Annotated in this window: 20 protein-coding genes and 1 pseudogene; 10 read left to right on the top strand and 11 right to left on the bottom strand. The window is 74.4% G+C overall.

Going from position 1 to position 21,107, the window contains the following annotated elements; translation table 11 throughout:
- Positions 1 to 14 precede the first annotated feature (14 nt).
- Both BJ976_RS08790 and purH read right to left on the bottom strand, forming a co-directional pair.
- Entirely contained in the window at positions 15 to 482 is a 468-nt protein-coding gene (locus BJ976_RS08790) for a hypothetical protein (RefSeq protein ID WP_135030044.1), read from the bottom strand.
- 88 nt (positions 483 to 570) lie between these two features.
- On the bottom strand, positions 571 to 2,259 hold the full coding sequence (purH, locus tag BJ976_RS08795) for a bifunctional phosphoribosylaminoimidazolecarboxamide formyltransferase/IMP cyclohydrolase (RefSeq protein ID WP_135030043.1): 1,689 nt from the start codon (positions 2,257 to 2,259) through the stop codon (positions 571 to 573).
- 157 nt (positions 2,260 to 2,416) lie between these two features.
- Here purH and BJ976_RS08800 point away from each other — a divergent pair, with 157 nt between their 5' ends.
- Together BJ976_RS08800 and BJ976_RS12255 are read left to right on the top strand one after the other, a co-directional pair.
- Positions 2,417 to 3,799 (top strand): MFS transporter, encoded by a 1,383-nt coding sequence (locus BJ976_RS08800; protein WP_135030041.1) that lies wholly within the window; start codon positions 2,417 to 2,419, stop codon positions 3,797 to 3,799.
- 70 nt (positions 3,800 to 3,869) lie between these two features.
- Positions 3,870 to 4,016: pseudogene (locus tag BJ976_RS12255) on the top strand (NINE protein); the annotation flags it as partial.
- On the opposite strand, the gene BJ976_RS12055 reads toward BJ976_RS12255, so the two are convergent.
- Both BJ976_RS12055 and purN read right to left on the bottom strand, forming a co-directional pair.
- The gene (locus BJ976_RS12055) at positions 3,968 to 4,120 is read right to left on the bottom strand and encodes a hypothetical protein (RefSeq protein WP_229667218.1); all 153 of its coding nucleotides are present in this window, start codon (positions 4,118 to 4,120) and stop codon (positions 3,968 to 3,970) included. The pseudogene BJ976_RS12255 and the gene BJ976_RS12055 sit on opposite strands and share 49 nt — an antisense overlap.
- Before the next feature lie 96 nt (positions 4,121 to 4,216).
- Positions 4,217 to 4,786, bottom strand: a complete 570-nt coding sequence (gene purN, locus BJ976_RS08810; protein ID WP_135030039.1) for a phosphoribosylglycinamide formyltransferase — start codon at positions 4,784 to 4,786, stop codon at positions 4,217 to 4,219.
- Positions 4,787 to 4,809: 23 nt separating this feature from the next.
- On the opposite strand from purN, the gene BJ976_RS08815 reads away from it, so the two are divergent.
- Entirely contained in the window at positions 4,810 to 5,253 is a 444-nt protein-coding gene (locus BJ976_RS08815) for a hypothetical protein (protein WP_135030037.1), read from the top strand.
- 33 nt (positions 5,254 to 5,286) lie between these two features.
- On the opposite strand, the gene BJ976_RS08820 is transcribed toward BJ976_RS08815, so the two are convergent.
- The gene (locus BJ976_RS08820) at positions 5,287 to 6,915 is read right to left on the bottom strand and encodes a cell division protein PerM (RefSeq protein ID WP_184231845.1); all 1,629 of its coding nucleotides are present in this window, start codon (positions 6,913 to 6,915) and stop codon (positions 5,287 to 5,289) included.
- A gap of 139 nt (positions 6,916 to 7,054) precedes the next feature.
- On the opposite strand from BJ976_RS08820, the gene BJ976_RS08825 reads away from it, so the two are divergent.
- From BJ976_RS08825 to gdhA, 3 genes are all read left to right on the top strand, one after another.
- Positions 7,055 to 8,281, top strand: coding sequence for a glycosyltransferase family 4 protein (locus BJ976_RS08825; RefSeq protein WP_135030035.1), 1,227 nt, complete (start codon positions 7,055 to 7,057; stop codon positions 8,279 to 8,281).
- Positions 8,282 to 8,309: 28 nt separating this feature from the next.
- Entirely contained in the window at positions 8,310 to 8,972 is a 663-nt protein-coding gene (locus BJ976_RS08830; RefSeq protein WP_135030033.1) for an aldo/keto reductase, read from the top strand.
- Between the two features lie 228 nt (positions 8,973 to 9,200).
- Positions 9,201 to 10,541: an NADP-specific glutamate dehydrogenase gene (gdhA, locus tag BJ976_RS08835; RefSeq protein ID WP_135030031.1), complete on the top strand. Its 1,341-nt coding sequence runs from the start codon at positions 9,201 to 9,203 to the stop codon at positions 10,539 to 10,541.
- A 122-nt stretch (positions 10,542 to 10,663) separates the two neighbouring features.
- Here gdhA and BJ976_RS08840 read toward each other — a convergent pair whose 3' ends face one another.
- Both BJ976_RS08840 and BJ976_RS08845 read right to left on the bottom strand, forming a co-directional pair.
- Positions 10,664 to 11,146, bottom strand: coding sequence for an acyl-CoA thioesterase (locus tag BJ976_RS08840; RefSeq protein ID WP_135030029.1), 483 nt, complete (start codon positions 11,144 to 11,146; stop codon positions 10,664 to 10,666).
- A gap of 19 nt (positions 11,147 to 11,165) precedes the next feature.
- Complete coding sequence (locus tag BJ976_RS08845) at positions 11,166 to 12,434, bottom strand: App1 family protein phosphatidate phosphatase (RefSeq protein ID WP_135030027.1); 1,269 nt, start codon at positions 12,432 to 12,434, stop codon at positions 11,166 to 11,168.
- Between the two features lie 185 nt (positions 12,435 to 12,619).
- Here BJ976_RS08845 and BJ976_RS08850 point away from each other — a divergent pair, with 185 nt between their 5' ends.
- The 3 genes from BJ976_RS08850 to BJ976_RS08860 are packed head-to-tail and all read left to right on the top strand — an operon-like array spanning position 12,620 to position 16,165.
- Complete coding sequence (locus tag BJ976_RS08850) at positions 12,620 to 14,662, top strand: hypothetical protein (RefSeq protein ID WP_135030025.1); 2,043 nt, start codon at positions 12,620 to 12,622, stop codon at positions 14,660 to 14,662.
- A 40-nt stretch (positions 14,663 to 14,702) separates the two neighbouring features.
- The gene (locus BJ976_RS08855) at positions 14,703 to 15,662 is read left to right on the top strand and encodes an inositol monophosphatase family protein (RefSeq protein WP_135030023.1); all 960 of its coding nucleotides are present in this window, start codon (positions 14,703 to 14,705) and stop codon (positions 15,660 to 15,662) included.
- Positions 15,659 to 16,165: a pyridoxamine 5'-phosphate oxidase family protein gene (locus BJ976_RS08860; protein ID WP_135030021.1), complete on the top strand. Its 507-nt coding sequence runs from the start codon at positions 15,659 to 15,661 to the stop codon at positions 16,163 to 16,165. The genes BJ976_RS08855 and BJ976_RS08860 overlap by 4 nt, the downstream gene beginning before the upstream one ends.
- Positions 16,166 to 16,168: 3 nt before the next feature.
- On the opposite strand, the gene BJ976_RS08865 is transcribed toward BJ976_RS08860, so the two are convergent.
- Genes BJ976_RS08865 through BJ976_RS08875 form a run of 3 tightly spaced genes read right to left on the bottom strand, consistent with a single transcriptional unit; the run spans position 16,169 to position 18,773 of the window.
- Positions 16,169 to 17,926: an FAD-binding dehydrogenase gene (locus tag BJ976_RS08865; protein WP_135030019.1), complete on the bottom strand. Its 1,758-nt coding sequence runs from the start codon at positions 17,924 to 17,926 to the stop codon at positions 16,169 to 16,171.
- Positions 17,927 to 17,964: 38 nt separating this feature from the next.
- Positions 17,965 to 18,348 (bottom strand): DUF202 domain-containing protein, encoded by a 384-nt coding sequence (locus tag BJ976_RS08870; protein WP_229667226.1) that lies wholly within the window; start codon positions 18,346 to 18,348, stop codon positions 17,965 to 17,967.
- A gap of 2 nt (positions 18,349 to 18,350) precedes the next feature.
- Positions 18,351 to 18,773, bottom strand: coding sequence for a YidH family protein (locus BJ976_RS08875; RefSeq protein WP_135030016.1), 423 nt, complete (start codon positions 18,771 to 18,773; stop codon positions 18,351 to 18,353).
- A gap of 157 nt (positions 18,774 to 18,930) precedes the next feature.
- Here BJ976_RS08875 and BJ976_RS08880 point away from each other — a divergent pair, with 157 nt between their 5' ends.
- A complete protein-coding gene (locus tag BJ976_RS08880; RefSeq protein ID WP_135030014.1) occupies positions 18,931 to 20,061 on the top strand; it encodes a VIT1/CCC1 transporter family protein in 1,131 nt (376 codons plus the stop codon).
- Positions 20,062 to 20,184: 123 nt separating this feature from the next.
- On the opposite strand, the gene sucD is transcribed toward BJ976_RS08880, so the two are convergent.
- Positions 20,185 to 21,105 (bottom strand): succinate--CoA ligase subunit alpha, encoded by a 921-nt coding sequence (sucD, locus tag BJ976_RS08885; RefSeq protein ID WP_135030012.1) that lies wholly within the window; start codon positions 21,103 to 21,105, stop codon positions 20,185 to 20,187.
- Positions 21,106 to 21,107: the final 2 nt, after the last annotated feature.

Below are 21,107 nucleotides of genomic sequence, written 5' to 3' on the forward strand. Positions count from 1 at the left end.
CGGCGAGGCACCCGTCAGGGCCGGGCGGGACCGTCCGGGTCACCGGGGGTGTACCAGTCCGGCCGCTCCCCCGCCGGCGGGGGCGACGCCGGCGGCTCCGTGCGCAGAGCCGCCGCGGACCCCGCCCCGCGGGCGTACGCCGCGCCGAGGCGAGCGGCGTGCTCCTCCTGCTCGCGGAGGCGCTCCTGCGCGCGGGCCCCCGCGGTGAACGAGGTGACGGCGCCCAGCGCGGTGACGACGGCGAACGCCACACCCATGAAGCCGAAGAACGTGCCCCACGAGCTCAACGCCGCCGCGACCCCGACGGCCAGCAGCAGCCAGCCGACGGCCCCGGACACCGCCCACGGCCGACCCTGCACCCGGCGACGGCCCGCATGGGCCAACACCTGCGTGGCCACGCCCCCGAGCACGAGGCACGCGAGCAGCCCCAGCCACCCGGAGCCGATCAGGAACCCGGTCATCCCCTGGTCCACACCCATCATGGGCACATCGTCGCACCGCCCGGGCCCGGGCGCCAGGGCCGGGTCCGGGGCCGCGCGGGACGTCCCCGCGTCGGGCACCCGGGAGGGGTCAGCCGTGGAAGAAGTGCCGCGCCCCCGTGAGGTACATCGTGATCCCGGCGGCCTCCGCCGCGGCCACGACCTCCTCGTCCCGGACGGAGCCGCCCGGCTGGACGACGGCGCGCACGCCGGCGTCGATCAGGATCTGCAGGCCGTCCGCGAACGGGAAGAACGCGTCCGAGGCGGCGACCGCGCCGCGGGCCCGCTCCGGAGCGCCCGCGCCGGACACGTTCGCCGCGCCGCCGGCGGTGGTCACGTCCTGGCCGCCGGTCTGCGCGGCGCCCAGGGTGTTGGCCCGTTCCACAGCCAGGCGGCAGGAGTCCAGGCGGTTGACCTGGCCCATGCCGACGCCGACCGTCGCCCCGTCGTGCGCCAGCAGGACCGCGTTGGACTTGGCGGCGCGCACCGCGCGCCACGCGAAGGCCAGGTCGGCGAGCGTGGCCTCGTCCGCGGCCTCGCCGGCGGCGAGGGTCCAGGTCGAGGGGTCGTCGCCGTCGGCGTCCACGGCGTCGGCGATCTGCAGGAGCATGCCGCCGGAGACCTGCTTGGCCTCCACCCCGTCCTGCGCGAAGCCCTCGGGCAGGGCCAGCAGGCGCAGGTTCTTCTTGGCGGTGAGCACCTCGAGGGCGTCGGCGTCGAAGGAGGGCGCCACCACCACCTCGGTGAAGATGCCTTGGACCTGCTCGGCCATGGCGCGGGTGACGGGGCGGTTGGCGGCGATCACGCCGCCGAACGCAGACACGGGGTCGCACGCGTGGGCCTTGGCGTGGGCCACGGCCACGTCCTCGCCCTCGGCGGCCACGGCCACACCGCACGGGTTGGCGTGCTTGACGATCGCGACGGCAGGGGCGGCGTGGTCGAACGCGGCGCGCACGGCGGCGTCGGCGTCCACGTAGTTGTTGTAGCTCATGGCCTTGCCGTGCAGCAGCTCGGCCTGGGCCACGCCCGGGGCGGCCTCCCGGTCCACGTACAGCGCCGCGGGCTGGTGGGGGTTCTCGCCGTAGCGCAGGGTCTCGGCGCGCTCGAGCGCGAAGCCCGCGTAGGGCGGGAAGACGGGGGCGGCCGGGGCGTCGTCGTCCCCGAAGTGGGCCGCGGTCCATGCGGCCACGGCGTTGTCGTACGAGGCCGTGTGCGCGAAGGCCAGCGAGGCCAGGCGCCGGCGCGTGCGCAGGTCGAACCCGCCGCGCTGGGCGGCGGCCACCACGTCCCCGTAGCGGGCCGGGTCCACCACGACGGCGACCGACGCGTGGTTCTTCGCGGCGGCGCGCACCATGGAGGGCCCGCCGATGTCGATCTGCTCGACGACGGCGTCCTCGTCCGCCCCCGAGCGCACCGTGTCGACGAACGGGTAGAGGTTGACGACGACCAGGTCGAAGGGCTCCACCTCGAGGTCGGCCAGCTGCGCCACATGGTCCTCGCGACGGCGATCCGCCAGGATGCCGGCGTGCACGCGCGGGTGCAGGGTCTTCACGCGCCCGTCCAGGCACTCCTGGAACCCGGTGACGTCCGCGACCTCGGTGACGGGCACCCCCGCCGCGGCGATGCGCTGCGCGGTGGAGCCGGTGGACACGAGGGAGACGCCCGCGGCGTGCAGGCCCGTGGCGAGCTCCTCCAGCCCGGTCTTGTCGTACACGGAGATGAGGGCCCGCTTCAGGGGGACCTCGTCCAGGACGGTGGTGGCGGGCTGGGCAGAGGACACGGGGGCTCCTTCACGCGGGTCGAACGCGGTGCGCGCCACGGCACGGCACGTGCGCGGGCGCCTTCCGCAGGCCGCGGACCAGTCTAGGCGGACGGCGGCGCATAATGGCCGGTGACCGGCCCGGACTCCCGCGGGCCCGCCGCTCGGAGGCCCCCTCGTGTCCTCGTCCGCCCGCCCCTCCCCCGCCGCGCCCGCCGTGACCGGCGAGACCGTGGTCCAGGAGCTGCCCTGGCGCTGGTCCGTCCAGGGCCGCATCTTCCTCATCGGCGGCCTCGGCTTCATGTTCGACGCGTGGGACGTGACGCTCAACGGCGTCATGATCCCGCTGCTGACCGAGGAATGGGGACTGTCCAGGGCGGACGCCGCCTGGATCGGCACCGCCAACCTGATCGGCATGGCCGTCGGGGCGTTCGTGTGGGGCACCATCGCGGACCGGATCGGCCGGAAGGCGGCCTTCACGTGGACGCTGCTGATCTTCTCCGTCTTCACCCTGGCCGGCGCGCTCACGGACTCCCTGCTGTGGTTCGCCGTGTTCCGCTTCCTCGCGGGCATCGGTCTCGGCGGCACCATCCCCGTGGACTACGCCCTCGTCGGGGAGTTCACCCCGAAGCGGCTGCGCGGCCGGGTGCTGACGGCCATGGACGGCTGGTGGCCGATCGGCGCCGCCCTGTGCGGCGTGGTCTCGGCCTGGCTCGTGGGCACGTGGGGTGACTGGCGCCTGCCGCTGCTGGCCATGGTCCTGCCCGCCCTGCTCGTGTTCCTCGTCCGCCTCGGCATCCCCGAGTCCCCACTGTACCTGATGAGCCGCGGCCGGGAGGTGGACGCCCGCCGTGTGATCGACGGCATGGTGGAGCGCACCGGAGCGGAACGCCGCGACTACGTGATGCCCGCCGTGGAACCGCGCCGGTCCGGCGCCGGCAGCGCCCTGACCTCCCAGCTGGCCGCCGTCTGGCGCTTCTCCCCGCGCATCACCGCCGCCGCCTGGCTGCTGTTCGTGGCGATCATGCTGATCTACTACATCGCCCTGCAGTGGCTGCCCACGTTCCTCATCGAGGCGGGCTTCGAGCAGTCCCGCGCGTTCATCACCACCTCCGGCATGGCCGCCGCGGGCCTCGTCGGCGTGGTGGTCTCGGCGGTCCTGGTCGAGGTCACCGGCCGACGGTGGCTGCTGGGGGTGAGCGCCGTCGTCGCCGCGAGCCTGCTCGTGTGGCTGGCCTCCGTCCTGGGCGTGCCGGGGGCGGCCCTCCCGCTCGTGCTGGCGTACGGGTTCGTCGTGCAGATCGCCATCCCCGTGCTCTACACGTACGTCTCCGAGCTGTACCCGACGACGCTGCGCGCCTCCGGCTTCGGCTGGGCCTCCGCGGCGTCCCGCGTGGGCGCGGGCCTGGGGCCCCTGTTCTTCGTGGGGACCCTGGTGCCGGCCCTGGGCCTGCCGGGCGCCTTCGCCGTGACCGCGGTCCTGGTGCTGCTGGCCGTGGCCGTGATGTTCGCGTGGGCCCCGGAGACCCGCGGACGCGCGCTCGAGGTGGCCGAGGACTGAGAGGACGTCCCCGGCTCCGCCGGGCGGTGAACCCGCCCCGGGACGGCCGGCCGGGACGTACCGTGGAGCCATGACCCAGCCCTCCCGTCCGCACCCGGTCCCGCCCACCGTCGTCGTCCAGCAGTCCCGGAACACGCTGATCGGATACCTGCTGTGGTTCTTCCTCGGTCACCTGGGCGTGCACCGCATGTACGTGGGGAAGTGGCTCACGGGCGTCGTCCAGCTCGTGCTGTTCTGGGGCGGCACGGCCACCACCTGGCTGCTGATCGGCTTCATCCCGCTGGGCGTGTGGTTCGTCTGGTGGATCGTGGACGCGATCATCCTGCCCGCCCAGATCCGCGCGAAGAACGACGAGGAGGCCCGGCGGGCCCTCGCCCCCTCCCCGCCCGGGGAGGGGGCGTCGTCGTCCTCAGGGGGTCAGGGGCGGCCGGCGGCGAGCTCGCCGAGCACGCGCAGCAGCAGGGCCCGCTCCTGCACCTTGATGCGCTCGTGGAGCACCTCCTCGGTGTCCGTGTCCAGGACGGGCACGGCCGCCTGGGCCAGGATCGGGCCGGTGTCCACGCCGGCGTCCACCAGGTGCACCGTGCAGCCGGTGACCTTCACCCCGTGGGCCAGGGCGTCCCGCACGCCGTGGGCGCCGGGGAAGGACGGCAGCAGGGCCGGGTGCGTGTTGACGATCCGCCCGGCGAAGCGCTCCAGGACGGGGGCGCCGAGGATCCGCATGAACCCGGAGCACACCACCCAGTCCGGCTCGCGGGCGGCGATCGCGTCCGCGAGCGCGGCGTCCCACTCCGCACGGGAGGCGTGGTCGCCCGGGACCACGGTGAAGGTCTCGATCCCGTGGGCCTCGGCGCGGGCCAGACCCTGGGCCCCGGGGACGTCCGAGCCGACCGCCACGACCTCCACGGGCAGCGCCCCGGAGGCGACGGCGTCGAGGACCGCCTGGAGGTTGGTGCCGGAGCCGGAGACGAGGGCGAGGATGCGCATGGCACCCATCGTAGGGTGAGGGGGTGTCCGCGACCCCGCCCCCTCCCGTGACCCCGCCGGCCCGCCGCCCCGACGGCGAGGACCCGGCACGCACCCGCGTGGGGCGCCGTCTGCTGTGGCAGTCCGCGGCGCTGCTGGGCATGGTGCTCACGTTCATGCTGGCGCTTCCGTGGAAGCTCGTCTCCCCCGCCCTGGCGGTCGTGGCCCTCGTGCTGGGCGTGCTCGTGTGGACCGGCTCCCGCGGCGTGGACCGCTCGGGGACGTCCCGCGCCGCAGCCGGCGCCGGGTCCGCCCTGGCCCTCGTGGGCCTCACGGTGGGCCTCCTCCCGGCGCTGCTGTGGAACGAGACCGCCGCGTTCGAGCGGTGCAACGGCTCGGCGGTGACCGTCCGCGCCCAGCAGGAGTGCGCCCGGGAGTTCACCCGGGTGGTCGAGGAGCGCACCGGAATCGCCCAGCTGGGGGGCTGAGTCCTCCCGCCGGGGATCCGCCCGCGGGCCGGGTCAGTCCCGGGTGCGCCGCGGCCGGGCCCGCGGCACCCGCAGGGGCCGGGCGGACCATCCGGCTCCCGTGGGCGCCCGCCGTTCCGTCGGGACCTCCCGCCGCCCCTCGATCCGCTCCGCCCCACGGGCCGCGGAGGGCACCGGGGCCTCGTCCGGACCGGCCGTCGCGTCCCCGAGGGTGCTCTCGTCGTCGTCCTCCACGTCCCCGTCCTCCCGCCCGACGGCGGTGGACCCGACGCCGCTCCGGCCCGCGCCCAGGGTCGGCAGGCGGAGGCGGCGGTCCTGGCCGTCGGCCTCGCCGCGGGCGGCGCGGGACCCCGAGAACGGCAGGGTGAGGGTGCGCCCGGCCCGCACCGGACGGTCCATCACGGCGAGCGCCACGAGGTAGCCGATCGCGCACCCCAGCGCGGTCCACCCGGCCACCGCGAGGCACACCGGCAGCACCGAGGAGCCGACCTGCGCGAGCGTGCCGACCCCGAAGGTGCCCTGCGTGAGGGCGAGCGGGACCACCAGGGCCACCGCCGTCAGCAGGCCCAGCAGCAGCGACTGGGCGAGGGTGGAGAGGGCGAGCGAGGCCCAGCGGGCGTCCATCCGGCCGGCGAGCCAGTCGTCGAGATGGTTCTCCCCCTCCCGCAGCAGCCACCAGCCTGCGAGTGCCCCGGCCGCCACGGGCACGAGGACGAGCACGGGGAACCACGGCTGCCACGTGGCCGGCAGCGCCTCGAGCACGGGCAGCGCCGGCACCGGGGCCGGATGGGCGCCGAACACCGAGTACAGGCTGTCCGAGCCCACCCGGAAGCCCGGACCCGCGGTCCACGCGAGGGCCCACGCCGTGAAGGTCGGGAGCCAGCCGATCTCCAGCAGGGCGAGCATCAGGCCGCCGACGGGGCCGGCGTCGACCATCTGCTGCGCCCGCACCACGGGCGCCCAGTGCACGGCCAGGGTCACCACCACGAGCAGCGCGTTGAGGGCCACGAGCCCGGCCAGAGCGACGCCGGCGGCCCGGACGAGCGCCCACGCGTAGGTGCCGGCCCACCGCTCGTACTGGGAGCGCCGGGCGATCCGCTCCGTCATGTCCAGGCCGATCAGGTGCGCCCACGTCCCGGCCTCCCGGCGTGCGCCGGCCAGGGCGGCCGCCGTGAACAGCAGGCACGGCAGCAGGACCCCCGGCCACGGGGACACGGTGATCCGGTCCGCGCCCGGCAGCATCGCGCAGGTGAGCGCGACCGCCCCGTACGCGGTCACCGCCCCCGCGAGCGCCTGCCACGCCTGGTCCCGGTACGACGCGCGGGCCAGCCGCCGCCCCGCCCGCCAGCTGAGCCAGGCGGGCAGCAGGGTCAGGCCCCAGGGGACCATCCAGACGGTGCTGACCAGCGCCTGCGCGTCGGCGGCGGGCAACGGGGTGGTGACGGTGACGGGCACCGCGTGCAGACCCAGCCAGAGGGCCCCTCCGGTCTGGACGACGTCCTCGATGCGGGTGCTGGAGAACCCGCCGGTGACCCACACCAGCAGGGTGGGCACGAGGACCGCGGCCAGGCTCGTCAGCGCGGTGACGAGCGCCTCCACCACCCCCTGGAGCCACAGGGGCAGGGGCACGGGGCGCAGCAGGCTCGGGACGCGGGGGTTCACCCGTCTATGGTGCCACCTGGCGCGGAGGCGCCCACCGGACCGGGCCGACGTCGTCCGGCACCGAGAGTTCACCGCCGTGCCACCGGCGGGTCGCCCGCCCCTGACCGCGCCGTGGCCTGCCGCCCCTAGCGTCGGGGCCATGCGCGTCGCCGTGATCGCCGAGTCGTTCCTGCCCCACATGAACGGGGTGACCAACTCCGTCCTCCAGGTCCTCAAGCACCTGCGCTCGCGAGGGGACGAGGCGATCGTGATCGCCCCGGCCGCCTCGTGGACCGCCGGCTGGACCCAGCGCGGCGGCGCCGGGCAGGCGCCGACCGAGGTGGGGGGGTTCCCCGTGGTGGCCCTGCCGTCCGTGCCGATGTCCGGGTACTCCTCGGTCCGCGTGGCCTACGGGACGGTGGCCCGCCTGCGTGGTCTCCTGTCCGGGTTCCGCCCGGACGTGGTGCACATCGCCTCCCCGTTCGTGCTGGGCTGGCGCGCGGTGCAGGCGGCCGAAGAGCTGGGGATCCCCTCGGTGGCGGTGTACCAGACCGAGGTGCCGCGCTACGCCGCGAAGTACGGCGCCCCGTGGCTCGAGGACGTGCTGTGGAACCACGTGACGCGCCTGCACAACACCGCCACCCTCACGCTCGCGCCGTCCTCCTTCACGCTGCGCCAGCTGCACCGCGTGGGCGTGCGCCGCGTGCACCTGTGGGGCCGCGGCGTGGACTCCCAGCGCTTCCACCCCGCCAAACGGGACGAGGCCCTGCGCGCCGAGCTCGCCCCGCGCGGCGAGCGGCTGATCGGGTTCGTGGGCCGGCTCGCGCACGAGAAGCAGGTGCAGGACCTGGCCGTGCTGTCCGACCTGCCCGGCACGCGCCTCGTGGTGATCGGCTCCGGCCCGCTGCGCGAGCAGCTCGAGCGGCAGCTGCCGGGCGCGCACTTCGCCGGGTTCCAGGGCGGGGAGGACCTCGCCCGCCACGTGGCCAGCCTGGACCTGTTCGTCCACCCCGGGGAGTCGGACACGTTCGGCCAGACCCTGCAGGAGGCCATGGCGTCCCGGGTGCCCGTGGTGGCGGTGGGCCGCGGCGGCCCCCTGGACATCGTGGGCTCCTCCCGCACCGGGTGGATCTACGAGCCCGGCCGCCTGGACGAGATGCGGGCCCAGGTGGCGGACCTGGTCTACGACGACGCCAAGCGGGACGCGTTCGCCGAGGCCGCGTGGGCGTCCATGCAGGGGCGCACCTGGCCCGTGCTGTGCGAGCAGCTCCTGGACCACTACGCACATGCGGTCCACATCCAGCGCCGCCGCCGCGGCGAGCTGGCCCGGCGCTTCCTGGACATGCCCGGGTCCCTGGCCGGCCGCGCCGGCCGCGTGCTCGGCTGAGCCGCGGGCACACCCTCGGGTCGGGGCCATGACCGCCTCCGACGTCCTCGACCCGTCCTCCCCGCGCCGCCTCGCCGGACGCACCGTCCGCCCCGTGGGCCTGGGCTGCATGAACCTCGTGCACGGCTACTCCGGCTTCCCGTCGGAGGCCGAGGCCGAGGACCTGCTGGTGCGCGTGGTGGAGGACGGCACGGACCACCTGGACACGGCCACCCTCTACGGCGGAGGCCGCAGCGAGGAGCTCGTGGGCCGCGCCCTGCGGCGGCTCGGTCCGGCCGCCCGCGAGCGGGTGCTGCTGGCCTCCAAGGGCGGCCTGACCCCGGACCCCGACCGTCCGGTGGACGGCCGCCCGGAGGAGGACATGCGCCACCGCATGCCGCGGTTCCAGGAGCCCGCCTGGCCGTCCAACCTCGCCCTGCGGGAGCGCCTCGCCGAGGAGGCCCGCCGTCTCGGCACCACGACGGCGTCCCTCGCCGTCGCGTGGGTCCTCGCCCGGGGCGAGGACGTCGTCGCCATCCCGGGGACCACGTCCTGGGACCACTGGACCGAGGACCGCGACGGGCAGACCGTCCGCCTGACTGCCGACGACGTCGCGCGCCTCGACGCCCTCGTGAACCACGCCACCGTGGCCGGGTCCCGGTACAACGACGCGCAGCAGGCGAGCGTGGACACCGAGTCCTCCCCCTCCTGAGCGGGGCGGGACGGTCGGCCACGGCCGCGGCCTGCTCCGCGGGGGTCGTGCAGGTCACATTCGCCGGAGGCGGAACACGGCCTGCCACACTGGCACCGATGTCCCCGTCCCCGGGGGTCACGGCAGCGTCGCCGGGCACGGGCCCCCTCGCCCCGACGGACGCACCCGTGCCTCACACGGACCGACGACGTCCCCAGCACGGGGCGTCCGACGAGTGGAGGTAATCCCATGCATCAGGCCCTCGAGACCCTGCGCGACCAGGTCTTCGCACGCAACCCCGGCGAGGCCGAGTTCCACCAGGCAGTGTCCGAGGTGTTCGCAGCCCTGGACCCCGTGGTGGAGCGCCACCCGCAGTACGTGGAGGCCGGCATCCTGCACCGGATGTGCGAGCCCGAGCGCCAGATCATCTTCCGTGTCCCGTGGGTGGACGACGCCGGCGTGGTGCAGGTCAACCGCGGCTTCCGCGTGGAGTTCAACTCGGCGCTCGGTCCGTACAAGGGTGGCCTGCGCTTCCACCCCTCCGTGTACCTGGGCATCATCAAGTTCCTGGGCTTCGAGCAGATCTTCAAGAACGCCCTGACCGGCATGCCGATCGGCGGCGGCAAGGGCGGCTCCGACTTCAACCCGGCCGGCCGCTCCGACGGGGAGGTCATGCGCTTCTGCCAGTCCTTCATGACGGAGCTGCACCGCCACATCGGCGAGCACACGGACGTGCCGGCCGGCGACATCGGCGTGGGCGGCCGCGAGATCGGCTACATGTTCGGCCAGTACAAGCGCCTGACCAACCGCTTCGAGGCCGGCGTCCTCACCGGCAAGGGCCTGACCTGGGGCGGCTCGCTCGTGCGCACCGAGGCCACCGGCTACGGCGCCGTGATGTTCGCCGACTCCATGCTCCGCACGCGGGGCGAGTCCATGGACGGCCAGCAGGTCCTGATCTCCGGCTCCGGCAACGTGGCCATCTACGCCGCGGAGAAGGCCGCCGCCCTGGGTGCCACCGTGCTGACCGCCTCGGACTCCGCGGGCTACGTGGTGGACCCCGCCGGCCTGGACCTGGAGCTGCTCAAGCAGATCAAGGAGGTCGAGCGCGGCCGCATCTCCGAATACGCGGAGCGCCGCGGCGGCGCCGCCCGCTATGTGGCCGGCGGCTCCGTGTGGGACGTGGAGGGCACGGTGGCGCTGCCGTGCGCCACCCAGAACGAGCTGGACGAGGCCGCAGCCAAGGGCCTGGTGGAGCACGGAGTCAAGGCCGTGGCGGAGGGCGCCAACATGCCCACCACGGAGAAGGCCACCGAGCTGTTCCTCGAGGCCGGCGTGCTGTTCGGCCCGGGCAAGGCCGCCAACGCCGGCGGCGTGGCCACCTCCGCACTCGAGATGCAGCAGAACGCGTCCCGCGACTCGTGGGACTTCGACTACACCCACGAGCGCCTCGAGAAGATCATGCGCGACATCCACGACCGCTGCGTGGAGACCGCGGAGGAGTACGGCACGCCGGGCAACTACGTGACCGGTGCGAACATCGCCGGCTTCATCAAGGTGGCCGACGCGATGCTCGCGCAGGGCATCGTCTGATCCCTGGCCCCGCGCGTCACACCTGGCCGAGCCCCTGCGACATCACCGCCGTTCCGACCGGCGGGGATGTCGCAGGGGGTCGGTCGGCCGGGGGGACCCGGCGGAGTGTCGCTCCGCCCCGGTCAGCCCGCCAGCGCCGCCCGCTGCTTCGCGGTGAGCCGCACGGGGCGGCCGGTGTCGCCGTCCACGAACACCATCACGGAGGCGGCGGTGGCGCAGAGGGTGTCGTCCACGCCGTCGTAGAGCTCGTAGCGCACCTCCACGGACACCGCCTTCACCGCGGCGACGCCGACGCGCACCCGCAGCGGCACCGGCCGGTACGGCATCTGCGCGCGGTACTTCACGGTGTGTTCGGAGACGAACGTCCGCACGCCGGGAGCCACGCCCTCGAGCAGGTCGATCGGGGCGGTCCCGCCGCCGCCGGCACCCGTGTTCGCGGGCACCCCGAAGGCGGCGACGCGGGCCTCCTCCAGCACCTGCACCACGGCGATGTTGTTCACGTGCCCGTAGGCGTCCATGTCCGCCCAGCGCAGCGGGACGCGGACCTCCACCCACCGGCCGGCGCCGTCCCCGCCGGAGGCGCCGTGCGTCGTCGTGCCGCTCATGCCCGTGCCCCGTCCGTCTTCAGGACTGGGCCGAGACGTCCACGTCCCGGGCCTGGTCCTGATCGGCGCCGGTGCCGGGCAGGGCGTGATCGCCGGTTCCCTGACGACCGGCACGGGCGGCCTTCGCGGCCTCGTCCTCGCCGAGGATGTCCTCGAGCCAGCCCTCGGGGTGGACGTCCACGAAGTCCACGGGCAGGATGCCCAGCTCCTCCAGCTGGTTGGACAGGGCGGCGCCGTCCGGGCCGTAGCACCACGGGATGCCCGGGGTGGAGTGGCGGGTGTCCTCCGCGCGGCCGCCTGCGAGCAGGGCCTCGGAGGGGGTGAGCTGGCGGATGACGATCGCCTTGACCTTCTCCGGGTGCTTCGTGGCGAAGTCGGCGTAGATCTCGGGGTCGTGCTGGCCGTCGTCGCCCACCAGGATCCACTGCATGTCCGGGAACTCCTGGGCGAGGCGTTCGAGCTGGGTGACCTTGTGCTCCTGGCCGGAGCGGAACCAGCGGTCCTTCGTGGGGCCCCAGCTGGTGAGCAGCAGCGCGCCCAGCGGGTACAGGTTGCGGCCGAGGAAGCGGGTGAGGGTCTGCGCCACGTTCCACGCGCCCGTGGAGAGGTAGATGACCGGCGCCATCGGCTCGGCCTCGGCGATGCGCCGCAGGAGCACGGCCATGCCGGGGGTGGGCGTGCGGGCGTGCTCGTCGATCACGAACGAGTTCCACGCCGCCAGCAGCGGGCGCGGCAGGGAGGTGACCACCACGGTGTCGTCGATGTCGGAGACCAGACCGACCTTCGCCTCGGGCGAGGTGATGTAGAGGTCCATGGTGACCTCCTCTTCGCCGCCCACGCAGAGGGTCGCGGTGCGCCACCCCGGCTCGAGGTCCACGTCCAGGACGACGTCGACGACGCCCATCCGGTCCGCGCGCACCGTGGTCGTGAGGTCGCCCACCTGCACCTGCACCTGCGCGTAGGCCATGGGCGGGGCCACGAAGTTGCGCCAGCCGTGGACGCCGTCCGCGACGACCTTGGAGAGGCGGCGGCCGTTGAGGAAGTCCGCGTCGTTCGCGATGACCACGCGGGAGAGGATCCGCACCCACGAGGTGCTGCCGTAGCCCGTGAACGCCATGAGCGTGGGCACGTAGCCCTTCTTCAGGGCCCGGGAGCGGTGCCAGCGGTTCCAGGACTCCTGGAGGTGCGTGGCGAGGTTCTCGGCGGTGGTGGGCCCGCCGTCCGTGGCCAGGCGCTGGCGACGGGCGGGACCGGATTGGGCGGCGGCGGAGGCGGAGGGCGCGGACATGGCACCAGTATCACGCACGAGAGGACACGCATTCATGATCCTGCAGGGGAAGAGCACGCCCGGAGTCCGTTCGCGGAGGCAGGTCACCGGCGCCGAGGGGTTCGGCACTCGTGCGCGGCTGGCCCCCGAGGCGTCACGCCGCGCACACTTCAGACCATCGACCGCACCCCGTGGAGGACCTCACAATGATGGATGACGACGTTCAGCGCCGCGAGCTCGTGCTCGAGCGAGCCCATGAGTGGGCCGACCTGCTATACGGGGTGAACAGGCTACGTGTCCTGGAGGCGAGGGCCGAGGCGGCCCATGAGGATGCGGTCCCCTCGGTCCGATTCGACGTCGGCCGGGATCCGGACGAGGGTGCCCCGATGTGGCGCCTCATCGCTCCGACCGAGGGCCTGCTGCGTGAGCTGAAGGTGAGCCGCCGGCGCTCCGGCTTCCTCTCCCATTGGGACGACCTGATCGACGAGGAGCCGGCTCTGGAGCAGATCGTCGCTCTGACCCGTCAGGTGGAGGACGAGGCGCTCGCGTTCGGCCGGCTCTGCACCTCCGGGGAGGCCGCTGCGGCGCGAGCCGCTGTCGAGGCGCTGGAGACGGCTCTCGACAGGCTGGAGGACTCGGATCTCAGGGAGGACCTGGAAACCCTGACGGACGTCGCCACCACGGCTGTCCAGGACGGAGACGTCGTCGGGGTGGACTCCGCCATCGACCTTCTGTGCGGCGAAGATGACGACGCGGTGGCCGTCCCCCGTCGGCTCACCCTGCGAGCCCCCGACAGGGCCGCTCACGCACTCGCAGTGCTCGAACACACCGCGGCGTGGCCCTGGCCGCCGTCATCGTCCTCAGAGTCGAGTCGCGTCGCCGCCACCGGCAGGCAGAAGAGGACGGTGGCTGGTCGGCGTCACGGTCCCACCGCGACGTACTGCCGGGCCCATCGCGACGCGTGCGACCTCCTCGAACGCCATCCTCTGGCTCTGTTCCGCTCCGTCCACTGCTGGGTGCGTGGTCTCCAGCTGATGGAGCACTACTGGGACCACACGCTCCTGCGCGACATCTCCTCGATCCCGCCGGAGACGTTCGAGGAAGCGGCGGTCGTCATCGTCCAGGCCGGGGCGGGGTCGGCCGACGAGGGCGTCCGGCTCCTCGAGCAGCTGGCCGCCGCAGACCGCTCCTTCGAGCTCCTCCTCGACCCGCTGCATTGGCTGTGGGACCACGAGACCCTCGCGGTCCAGGCCATCAGCGCACTGCAGGAGATCTCCATCGAGTCCGCAGAGCGGCACTACGAGGCACTGACTGACGCGCTCGCCCCCTACAGTGCAGAATCCGCGAGCCGGGTCGCTCCACCGTCAGACGAGGCGGGCGGATCCGCCGTGGCCTCAGGAGCCATCACGCGCGCCGCGGCCTCCTGCTCCCCCCTGCCACCACAGCTCTTCAAGCGGGTCGACGCCGCCCGTCAGGGCCTGGAGGTCGCCGAGGAGGCGCTGGTCGAAGGGCCGTGCCGCATCTGGGCGCACCAGCCACTCGTCCCGACGCTCCGTCGCCACCACGGCCGCCGCATCCACCCCGACGGCCCCCTGGAGCGTGCCCTGCGTGTGTGTGAGATGAGCCGCACGCCCCTCTCGCTCTGGGACGCCATGGCGCCACACCCCGGACTCGCCCGCCAGTTCGACTCCCGTCGTCCGGAGGAGTGGTCGGCCCTGACCGAGGCCGCCGCCGACGCGGCCGGCGCAGTGACCGACCACATCGGCCTGATCCTGTTCGACCCGGCCAACCAGGACTACCTCGTCGAGGTGACCCGCTGGGCCGTCGTCGCGAAGGCTCAGGAGGCCCTCGACCGCGCCAGGGTGCCGATCGCCCTCGTGGAGGGGCTGCGTGGGATCGGCGGCGCCACGCCCCCGACCGCCGGAGCGATGTCCTGGGAGTCCCGCCGAGCGCTCGCCGAATGCACGCTCGCCGATCTCGTCCGCCTGGAGGGGGTCCTCGAGGACCTCTCCGTCGACCTGCGCCTGCTCGGTCTCACGGACGAGGTGCTCGCGGCCCACGTCACGGCCGACCCCGAGCGGGCGGCACGGTTCCTGGGAGAGTTCGTCCTCATCGACACGGGCCTCCAGGAGCAGATGGTGGAGGCCGCGGGGTGCGAGACGCTCCTCCCCGTCGAGTCGCCAAGACGGCGCAGCGTGCGTGGGCTCGTCTTCCACGGCTCCCTGGAGTCGGAACTGCGTCACTACTGAGCCGCCCGTCATGACCCGCCCCCGCGCGTAGGCTGACCGCATGACCGCCGCAGCGGGGTCCGCGCCGACCGCCTCCACGTCCCCCTCCCCCGCCGCGCTGCGCCGGATCGCCCTCGAGGCCGCCCGCGCGGTGGCTCCGGCCCTGGCCGCGGCGTTCCGCACCCCCGACGCCGCCGCCACCACCAAGCGCAACCACCATGACCTCGTCACCCAGCACGACCGTGCCACGGAGGAGGCGCTGATCGCCGCGCTCACCGCGGCGGTGCCGGGCAGCGCGGTGCTCGGCGAGGAGACCGGCACGACCGTCGCCTCGCCTACCGACACCGCGCCGGAAGCCGGCGCCGCCCCCCGCGTGCGGTGGATCGTGGACCCGATCGACGGCACCTCCAACTTCACCCACGGCTTCGCGATGTTCTCCGTCTCGATCGCCGCCGAGGTGGACGGGGAGGTGGTGGCCGGCGTCGTGCTGGACCCGGCCAACGGCCTCGAGTTCTCCGCGGACGACGCCGGCGCGTGGCTCGGCGAGGCACCCCTGCCCCTGCGCGCCGCCCCCGCGGGCGGCGAGCGCGCACTCAACCTGGTGACCTCCTACCCGGCGGCGGAGGCCCTGCGCCGCGAGGGCGAGGACGCGCTGCGCCGGTTCGCGGAGCTCGTGGACGCGTACGCCACGGTCCGGCGCACCGTGTCCGGAGCGCTCGAGCTCGCCTTCACCGCGGCCGGCTGGGCGGACGCCACGCTCGCGGTGGACACGAACCCGTGGGACGTGGCCGCCGGGCAGCTCCTCGTGGCCCGCGCCGGGGGCACGCTGACCGCCGCCGACGACGCCGGCCCCGCCCCCGCCACGCCACCGCACCTGGCGCGCCACCTGCTGGCCGTGGGGCCGGACCGGGAGGCCCCGACCGCCCACGCCGTGCTGGCGGGCCTGGCCGCGCACCGCGCGGCGGGACAGAATGTGGGGGACACCACCGACACCGACGAGACCCGGGAGGTCGCCCCATGACCGAGCACACCACCCCCTCGATGCAGCGCCCCGACCCCGCCGTGGGGGACACCTCGATGTTCCCGCACCCGGACGGCGAGCCGGTGCTCGCCCTGACGGACGAGCAGATCTGGAGGCTGCTCGGCGGCGTCCGCCACGCCCGCCTCGGCCTGGCCGTGGGCGGCAGTCCGGACATCGTGCCCGTGAACATCCGCACCCACGAGGGTGCCGTCTACTTCCGCACCGCGCCCGGCTCCAAGCTCGCCGAGTTGACCGTCAACCCCACCGTGGTCCTCCAGGCGGACGGCATCCTCTCCGACCAGGCCTGGTCCGTGCTCGTGCACGGCACCGCCCGCCGCCTCGAGACGGAGGCGGAGATCGCCGAGGCCGAGTCCCTCGGCATCCGGCCGTGGGTCCCGACGCTCAAGGACTTCTACGTGAAGGTGGACGTCGAGTCCGTCTCCGGCCGGCACTTCGTGTTCGGCCCGCACCCGGAGCGCGACGGCGTCGACGCCACCGACTGACCCTCAGGCGACGTCGGCGGCCAGGGACCGGCCCGCGGTGCGCCCACTGAAGAGGCACCCGCCCAGGAACGTGCCCTCGAGCGAGCGGAAGCCGTGCATGCCGCCGCCGCCGAACCCGGCGGCCTCGCCCGCGGCGTAGAGCCCGGGGACGGGGCCGCCGAGCTCGTCCAGGACCCGGCCGCTGAGGTCCGTGTGCAGTCCGCCGAGCGTCTTGCGGGTGAGGGTGCGCAGGCGCACCGCCACGAGCGGCCCCGCCGCGGGGTCCGTGAGCCGGTGCGGGGGCACCGCCCGGACGAGCTTGTCCCCCAGGTACTGACGGGCTCGCCGCACGGCGTCCACCTGCGGGTCCACGCCCGCGGCCGCGGCACCGGCCTCGTGCTCGGCCACGGCCTCCCGCACGGCCGCCAGGTCCACGCGCGGCGCCTCGGCCCAGCCGGAGCGCTCGATCAGGGCGTTCATCTCCGTGACGAGCTCCTCCACCGTGTGGGCCCGGACGAAGTCCTCGCCATGGTCCAGGAACGCCCGCACCGGGGCGGGGATGTCCTGCGTGACACGGCCGAGCACCTGACGCGCCGACCGGCCGGTCAGATCCGGGTTCTGCTCCGACCCGGACAGGGCGAACTCCTTGCCGATGATCCGCTCGTTGAGCACGAACCACGTGTGCTCGGCGCCCCCGCCGTGCCGGCCCACCCCCGCGCCGCGGCGGATCTCGCCCAGGGTGCCGAGGGTGTCGAACCCGGGCCACCGCGGGTGCGGCAGACGGTGGCCGGCGGCGTCCAGCCACAGGGAGCTGGGGCCGGGCAGGATGCGGATGCCGTGGCCGGGCCACACCGGGTCCCAGTTGGCCACGCCCTCCGTGTAGTGCCACATGCGGTCCGGGTGCAGCACGTGGGCGCCGGCCTCCTTCGCCGCGCGGATGCCGGAGCCGTCCACGTACGCCGGGACGCCGGAGAGCATGCGCTGCGGGGCGGTCCCCAGGCGCTCGGGCCACACGGCTCGCACCGCCTCGTGGTCCGCGCCGATGCCGCCGGAGGCCACCAGCACCGCCTGGGCCCGCACCTCGAACCCGCCCACCGCCTGCCGGGAGGACGCGGTGCCGCGGGCGCCGTCGTCGTCGGCCAGGCGCTCGCCCCGGACGCCGACGACGGCGCGGTCCTGGGTGATCAGCTCCGTCACCCGGTGGCGGGGCAGGTAGGTGAGGCGGCCGTCGAAGGCCGCGCGCTCGACCACGCGGGCGAACGGCTCCACGATGCCCACGCCCGTGCCCCACGTGATGTGGAACCGGGGCACCGAGTTGCCGCCCACGCCCGGGCCGCCGCCGAACGCGTCGGGGACGCGGCGCTCCGCCCAGCCGACCACCGGGAAGAGCCGGTGCCCGCGCTCGGCGAGCCAGGCCCGCTTCTCCCCCGCCGCGAAGTGCACGTACGCCTCGGCCCAGGCCCGCGGCAGGACGTCCTCGTCGGTGAAGCCGGCGGTGTCCTGCCAGTCGCGCCAGGCCAGGTCCACGGAGTCCCGCACGCGCAGCCGGCACTGCTCCGGGGAGTCCACCAGGAACAGGCCGCCGAAGCTCCACCAGGCCTGGCCGCCCAGGTCCCCGGCGCGCTCCTGGTCCACGAGCACCACCCGGCGCCCGGCCTCGAGCAGCTCGCACGTGGCCACCAGCCCGGCCAGGCCGTGGCCCAGGACCACGACGTCGGCGCGGTGCGGGGCGTCCTCGGCGGCGTGGCGCGGGGCGGCGGGGGCGGGGCGGTGCTGAGTCATGCGTCACAGCGTACTGGCCGCGCCCCCACCCGCGACGGTCACAGCGGCGCCCCCGAGAGGAGCAGCGCGGCCATGGCCGTCAGGCCCAGGCAGGACAGCGCCACCACGAACGCGACCATGCCCGCCGCCGTCCGCCACGCCGGCCGGACCCGCTCGTCCGTGATGCCCGCGGACTGGTGCCCGTACCGGCGGCGCTGGCCCAGCATGATCGCCGCGCCCACCAGGGCGGCCAGGGCGGCGGGTGCGAACGCCCACACGCCGACCTCGGAGTACCAGCGGACGAACATCAGGGCGGTCACGTGCAGGGCGAGCACGGTGCGCCCCCAGCTCATCACCGTGCGCTCGGGCTGCAGCCCGGGGTCCGCGTGGCCGCCCGGCGGGGCCGGCCTCGGCAGCGGGACGCCGGGGACTCGGCGGGGCACGGTCAGCCCATCCGGGCGATCGTCGCGGCCAGCAGCACCACCGTGCCCACCACCACGGCGCCGGCCAGCACCGGCACGATCAGCGGGAGGGGCAGCGGCCGCGCGTTCCGCATGGCCCGCTCCACGCGCAGCCAGCGGACACCGGCTCCGAGGGCGAGCAGCGCGCCGACCACCAGCAGCAGGGCGCTGAGGGTGAGGCGCACGGTCGGCGGGAACATCTCCCCCGTGAACGCCTCCACCGCCACGCCGCCCGCCAGCAGGGCCAGGGACGTGCGGATCCACGCCAGGAAGGTGCGCTCGTTGGCCAGCGTGAAGCGGGGGTCCGGCTCGCGTCCGCCGTCGAGGAGGCGGTCCTCCCACGGCCGGCGCACCGGGGCGTCCGCGTCGGCCTCGCCGGCGGGACCCGGGCTGCTCTGCGCGATCATGCGCCTCATGCTATCCAGCCACGGTCCGGGCGGCGGCGGTATCATCGGCCCCCGGGCGTGGCCTCACGGGCGGCCGCGCACCCGTCCTCCCCGTCCGCCCGGCCCCGCCAGCCGCACGCGGCGCCGCGCCCGCCCCACCATCCGCTCCGGAGGCACCATGAGCACCGCCGTCGACCGTCCCGGACGCCCCGGCGTCGAACCCTCCCGGGAACAGATCCGCCGATGGCGGCGGTATCTCGCCGACGAGATCGCCGAGGGGCAGATCTACCGGGACATCGCCGCCCGCAAGGACGGTGTGGAGCGGGACGTGCTCCTCGGCCTGGCCCAGGCCGAGGAGCGGCACGAGGAGCACTGGCGCCGCCTGCTCGGCCCGCACGCCGCGAACCCGCCGCGTCCGTCCGCGCACCGCATCCTGCTGCGCGCCCTGGCCCGCGTGTTCGGGTCCGTGTTCGTGTTGGCCCTCGCCCAGCGGGCCGAGTCGGACAACCCGTATGCGAAGGACCAGGACGCCACCGAGTGGATGGCCGCGGACGAGCAGATCCACGAGGAGGTCGTCCGCGGCCTGGCCTCCCGCGGCCGCGAGCAGCTCGCCGGGTCCTTCCGCGCCGCCGTGTTCGGCATGAACGACGGGCTCGTGTCCAACCTGGCGCTCGTGATGGGCATCGGCGCCACCGGGGCGGCCCCCTCCGTGGTGCTGTTCACCGGCGTGGCCGGCCTGCTGGCCGGAGCGCTGTCCATGGCGGCCGGCGAGTACGTGTCCGTGCGCTCCCAGCGCGAGCTGCTCGAGGCCTCCTCCCCCACCCAGGTCACGCTCGAGGCCGCGGAGCACCTGGACATCGACCGCAACGAGCTCGAGCTGGTCTACCTGGCCCGCGGCATGAAGCCCGAGGACGCCAAGCACCGGGCCCTCGAGCGCCTCGGCTACCTCTCCTGCGACTGCAATCCCGCGTTCTCCGCGCGGCCCGACGGCTCCCAGGGGCCGGTGGACCACTCCGAGTCGTACGCGGAGATCGGCTCGGCCTGGGGCGCCTCCCTGTCCAGCTTCCTCTTCTTCGCCTCCGGCGCGCTCATCCCGATCCTGCCCTACCTGTTCGGCATGACCGGCGGCCCCGCGCTCGCCCTCTCCGCGGTCCTCGTGGGCCTGGCCCTGCTGTTCACCGGCGGCGTGGTGGGCCTGCTCTCCGGGTCCTCGCCGCTCTGGCGCGGCCTGCGCCAGCTGGCCATCGGCTACGGCGCGGCGGCAGTCACGTACGTGCTCGGCCTGCTGGTCGGCGGCAGCGTCGGCTGACGACCCCGCCCCTCTCCACGCACTTCGGGGGCGAAACCGGGCGCCGTTCCATGAGAACGACACCCGGTTTCGCCCCCGAAGTGATCAGCGGTGTCAGGCCCGCCGATCAGGGACGGCTCAGGCTCAGGCCTGGCCCTGCAGGATCTCGCGCATCAGCTGCGCGGTCTCGGACGGGGTCTTGCCGACCTTCACACCCGCGGCCTCGAGGGCCTCCTTCTTGGCCTGGGCGGTGCCCGAGGAGCCGGAGACGATGGCGCCGGCGTGGCCCATGGTCTTGCCCTCGGGGGCGGTGAAGCCCGCCACGTAACCCACGACCGGCTTGGTCACGTTGGCCTTGATGAACTCGGCCGCGCGCTCCTCGGCGTCGCCGCCGATCTCACCGATCATGACGATGGCCTGGGTGTCCGGGTCGGCCTCGAACGCCTCGAGGGCGTCGATGTGGGTGGTGCCGATCACCGGGTCGCCGCCGATGCCGATGGCGGTGGAGAAGCCGAAGTCGTTCAGCTCGTACATCATCTGGTAGGTCAGCGTGCCGGACTTGGACACGAGGCCGATGGGGCCGGAGCCCGTGATGGTGGCCGGGGTGATGCCCGCGAGGGCCTCGCCCGGGGTGATGATGCCGGGGCAGTTCGGGCCGATGATGCGGGTCTTCGGCTTGCCGTCCGCACCGGTCTTCGACTGCGACAGGGCGAAGAACTCGGCGGAGTCCTGCACCGGGATGCCCTCCGTGATGACCACGAGCAGCGGGATCTCGGCCTCGATGGCCTCGATCGCGGCGTCCTTGGCGAAGGCCGGCGGCACGAAGGCCACGGACACGTCCGCACCGGTCTCCTGCATGGCCTCGGCCACGGAGCCGAAGACGGGCAGCTCGACGGCGTTGCCGTCCTTGTCCTCGTGGGACACGGTGGTGCCGGCCTTGCGGGCGTTCACGCCGCCCACGATGTTCGTGCCGGCCTTGAGCATCAGGCGGGTGTGCTTGGTGCCCTCGCCGCCCGTAATGCCCTGGACGATGACCTTGGAGTCCTTGTTCAGGTAGATGGACATGT

Source organism: Micrococcus flavus, from assembly GCF_014204815.1.
In the GTDB taxonomy this organism is placed as follows: domain Bacteria; phylum Actinomycetota; class Actinomycetes; order Actinomycetales; family Micrococcaceae; genus Micrococcus; species Micrococcus flavus.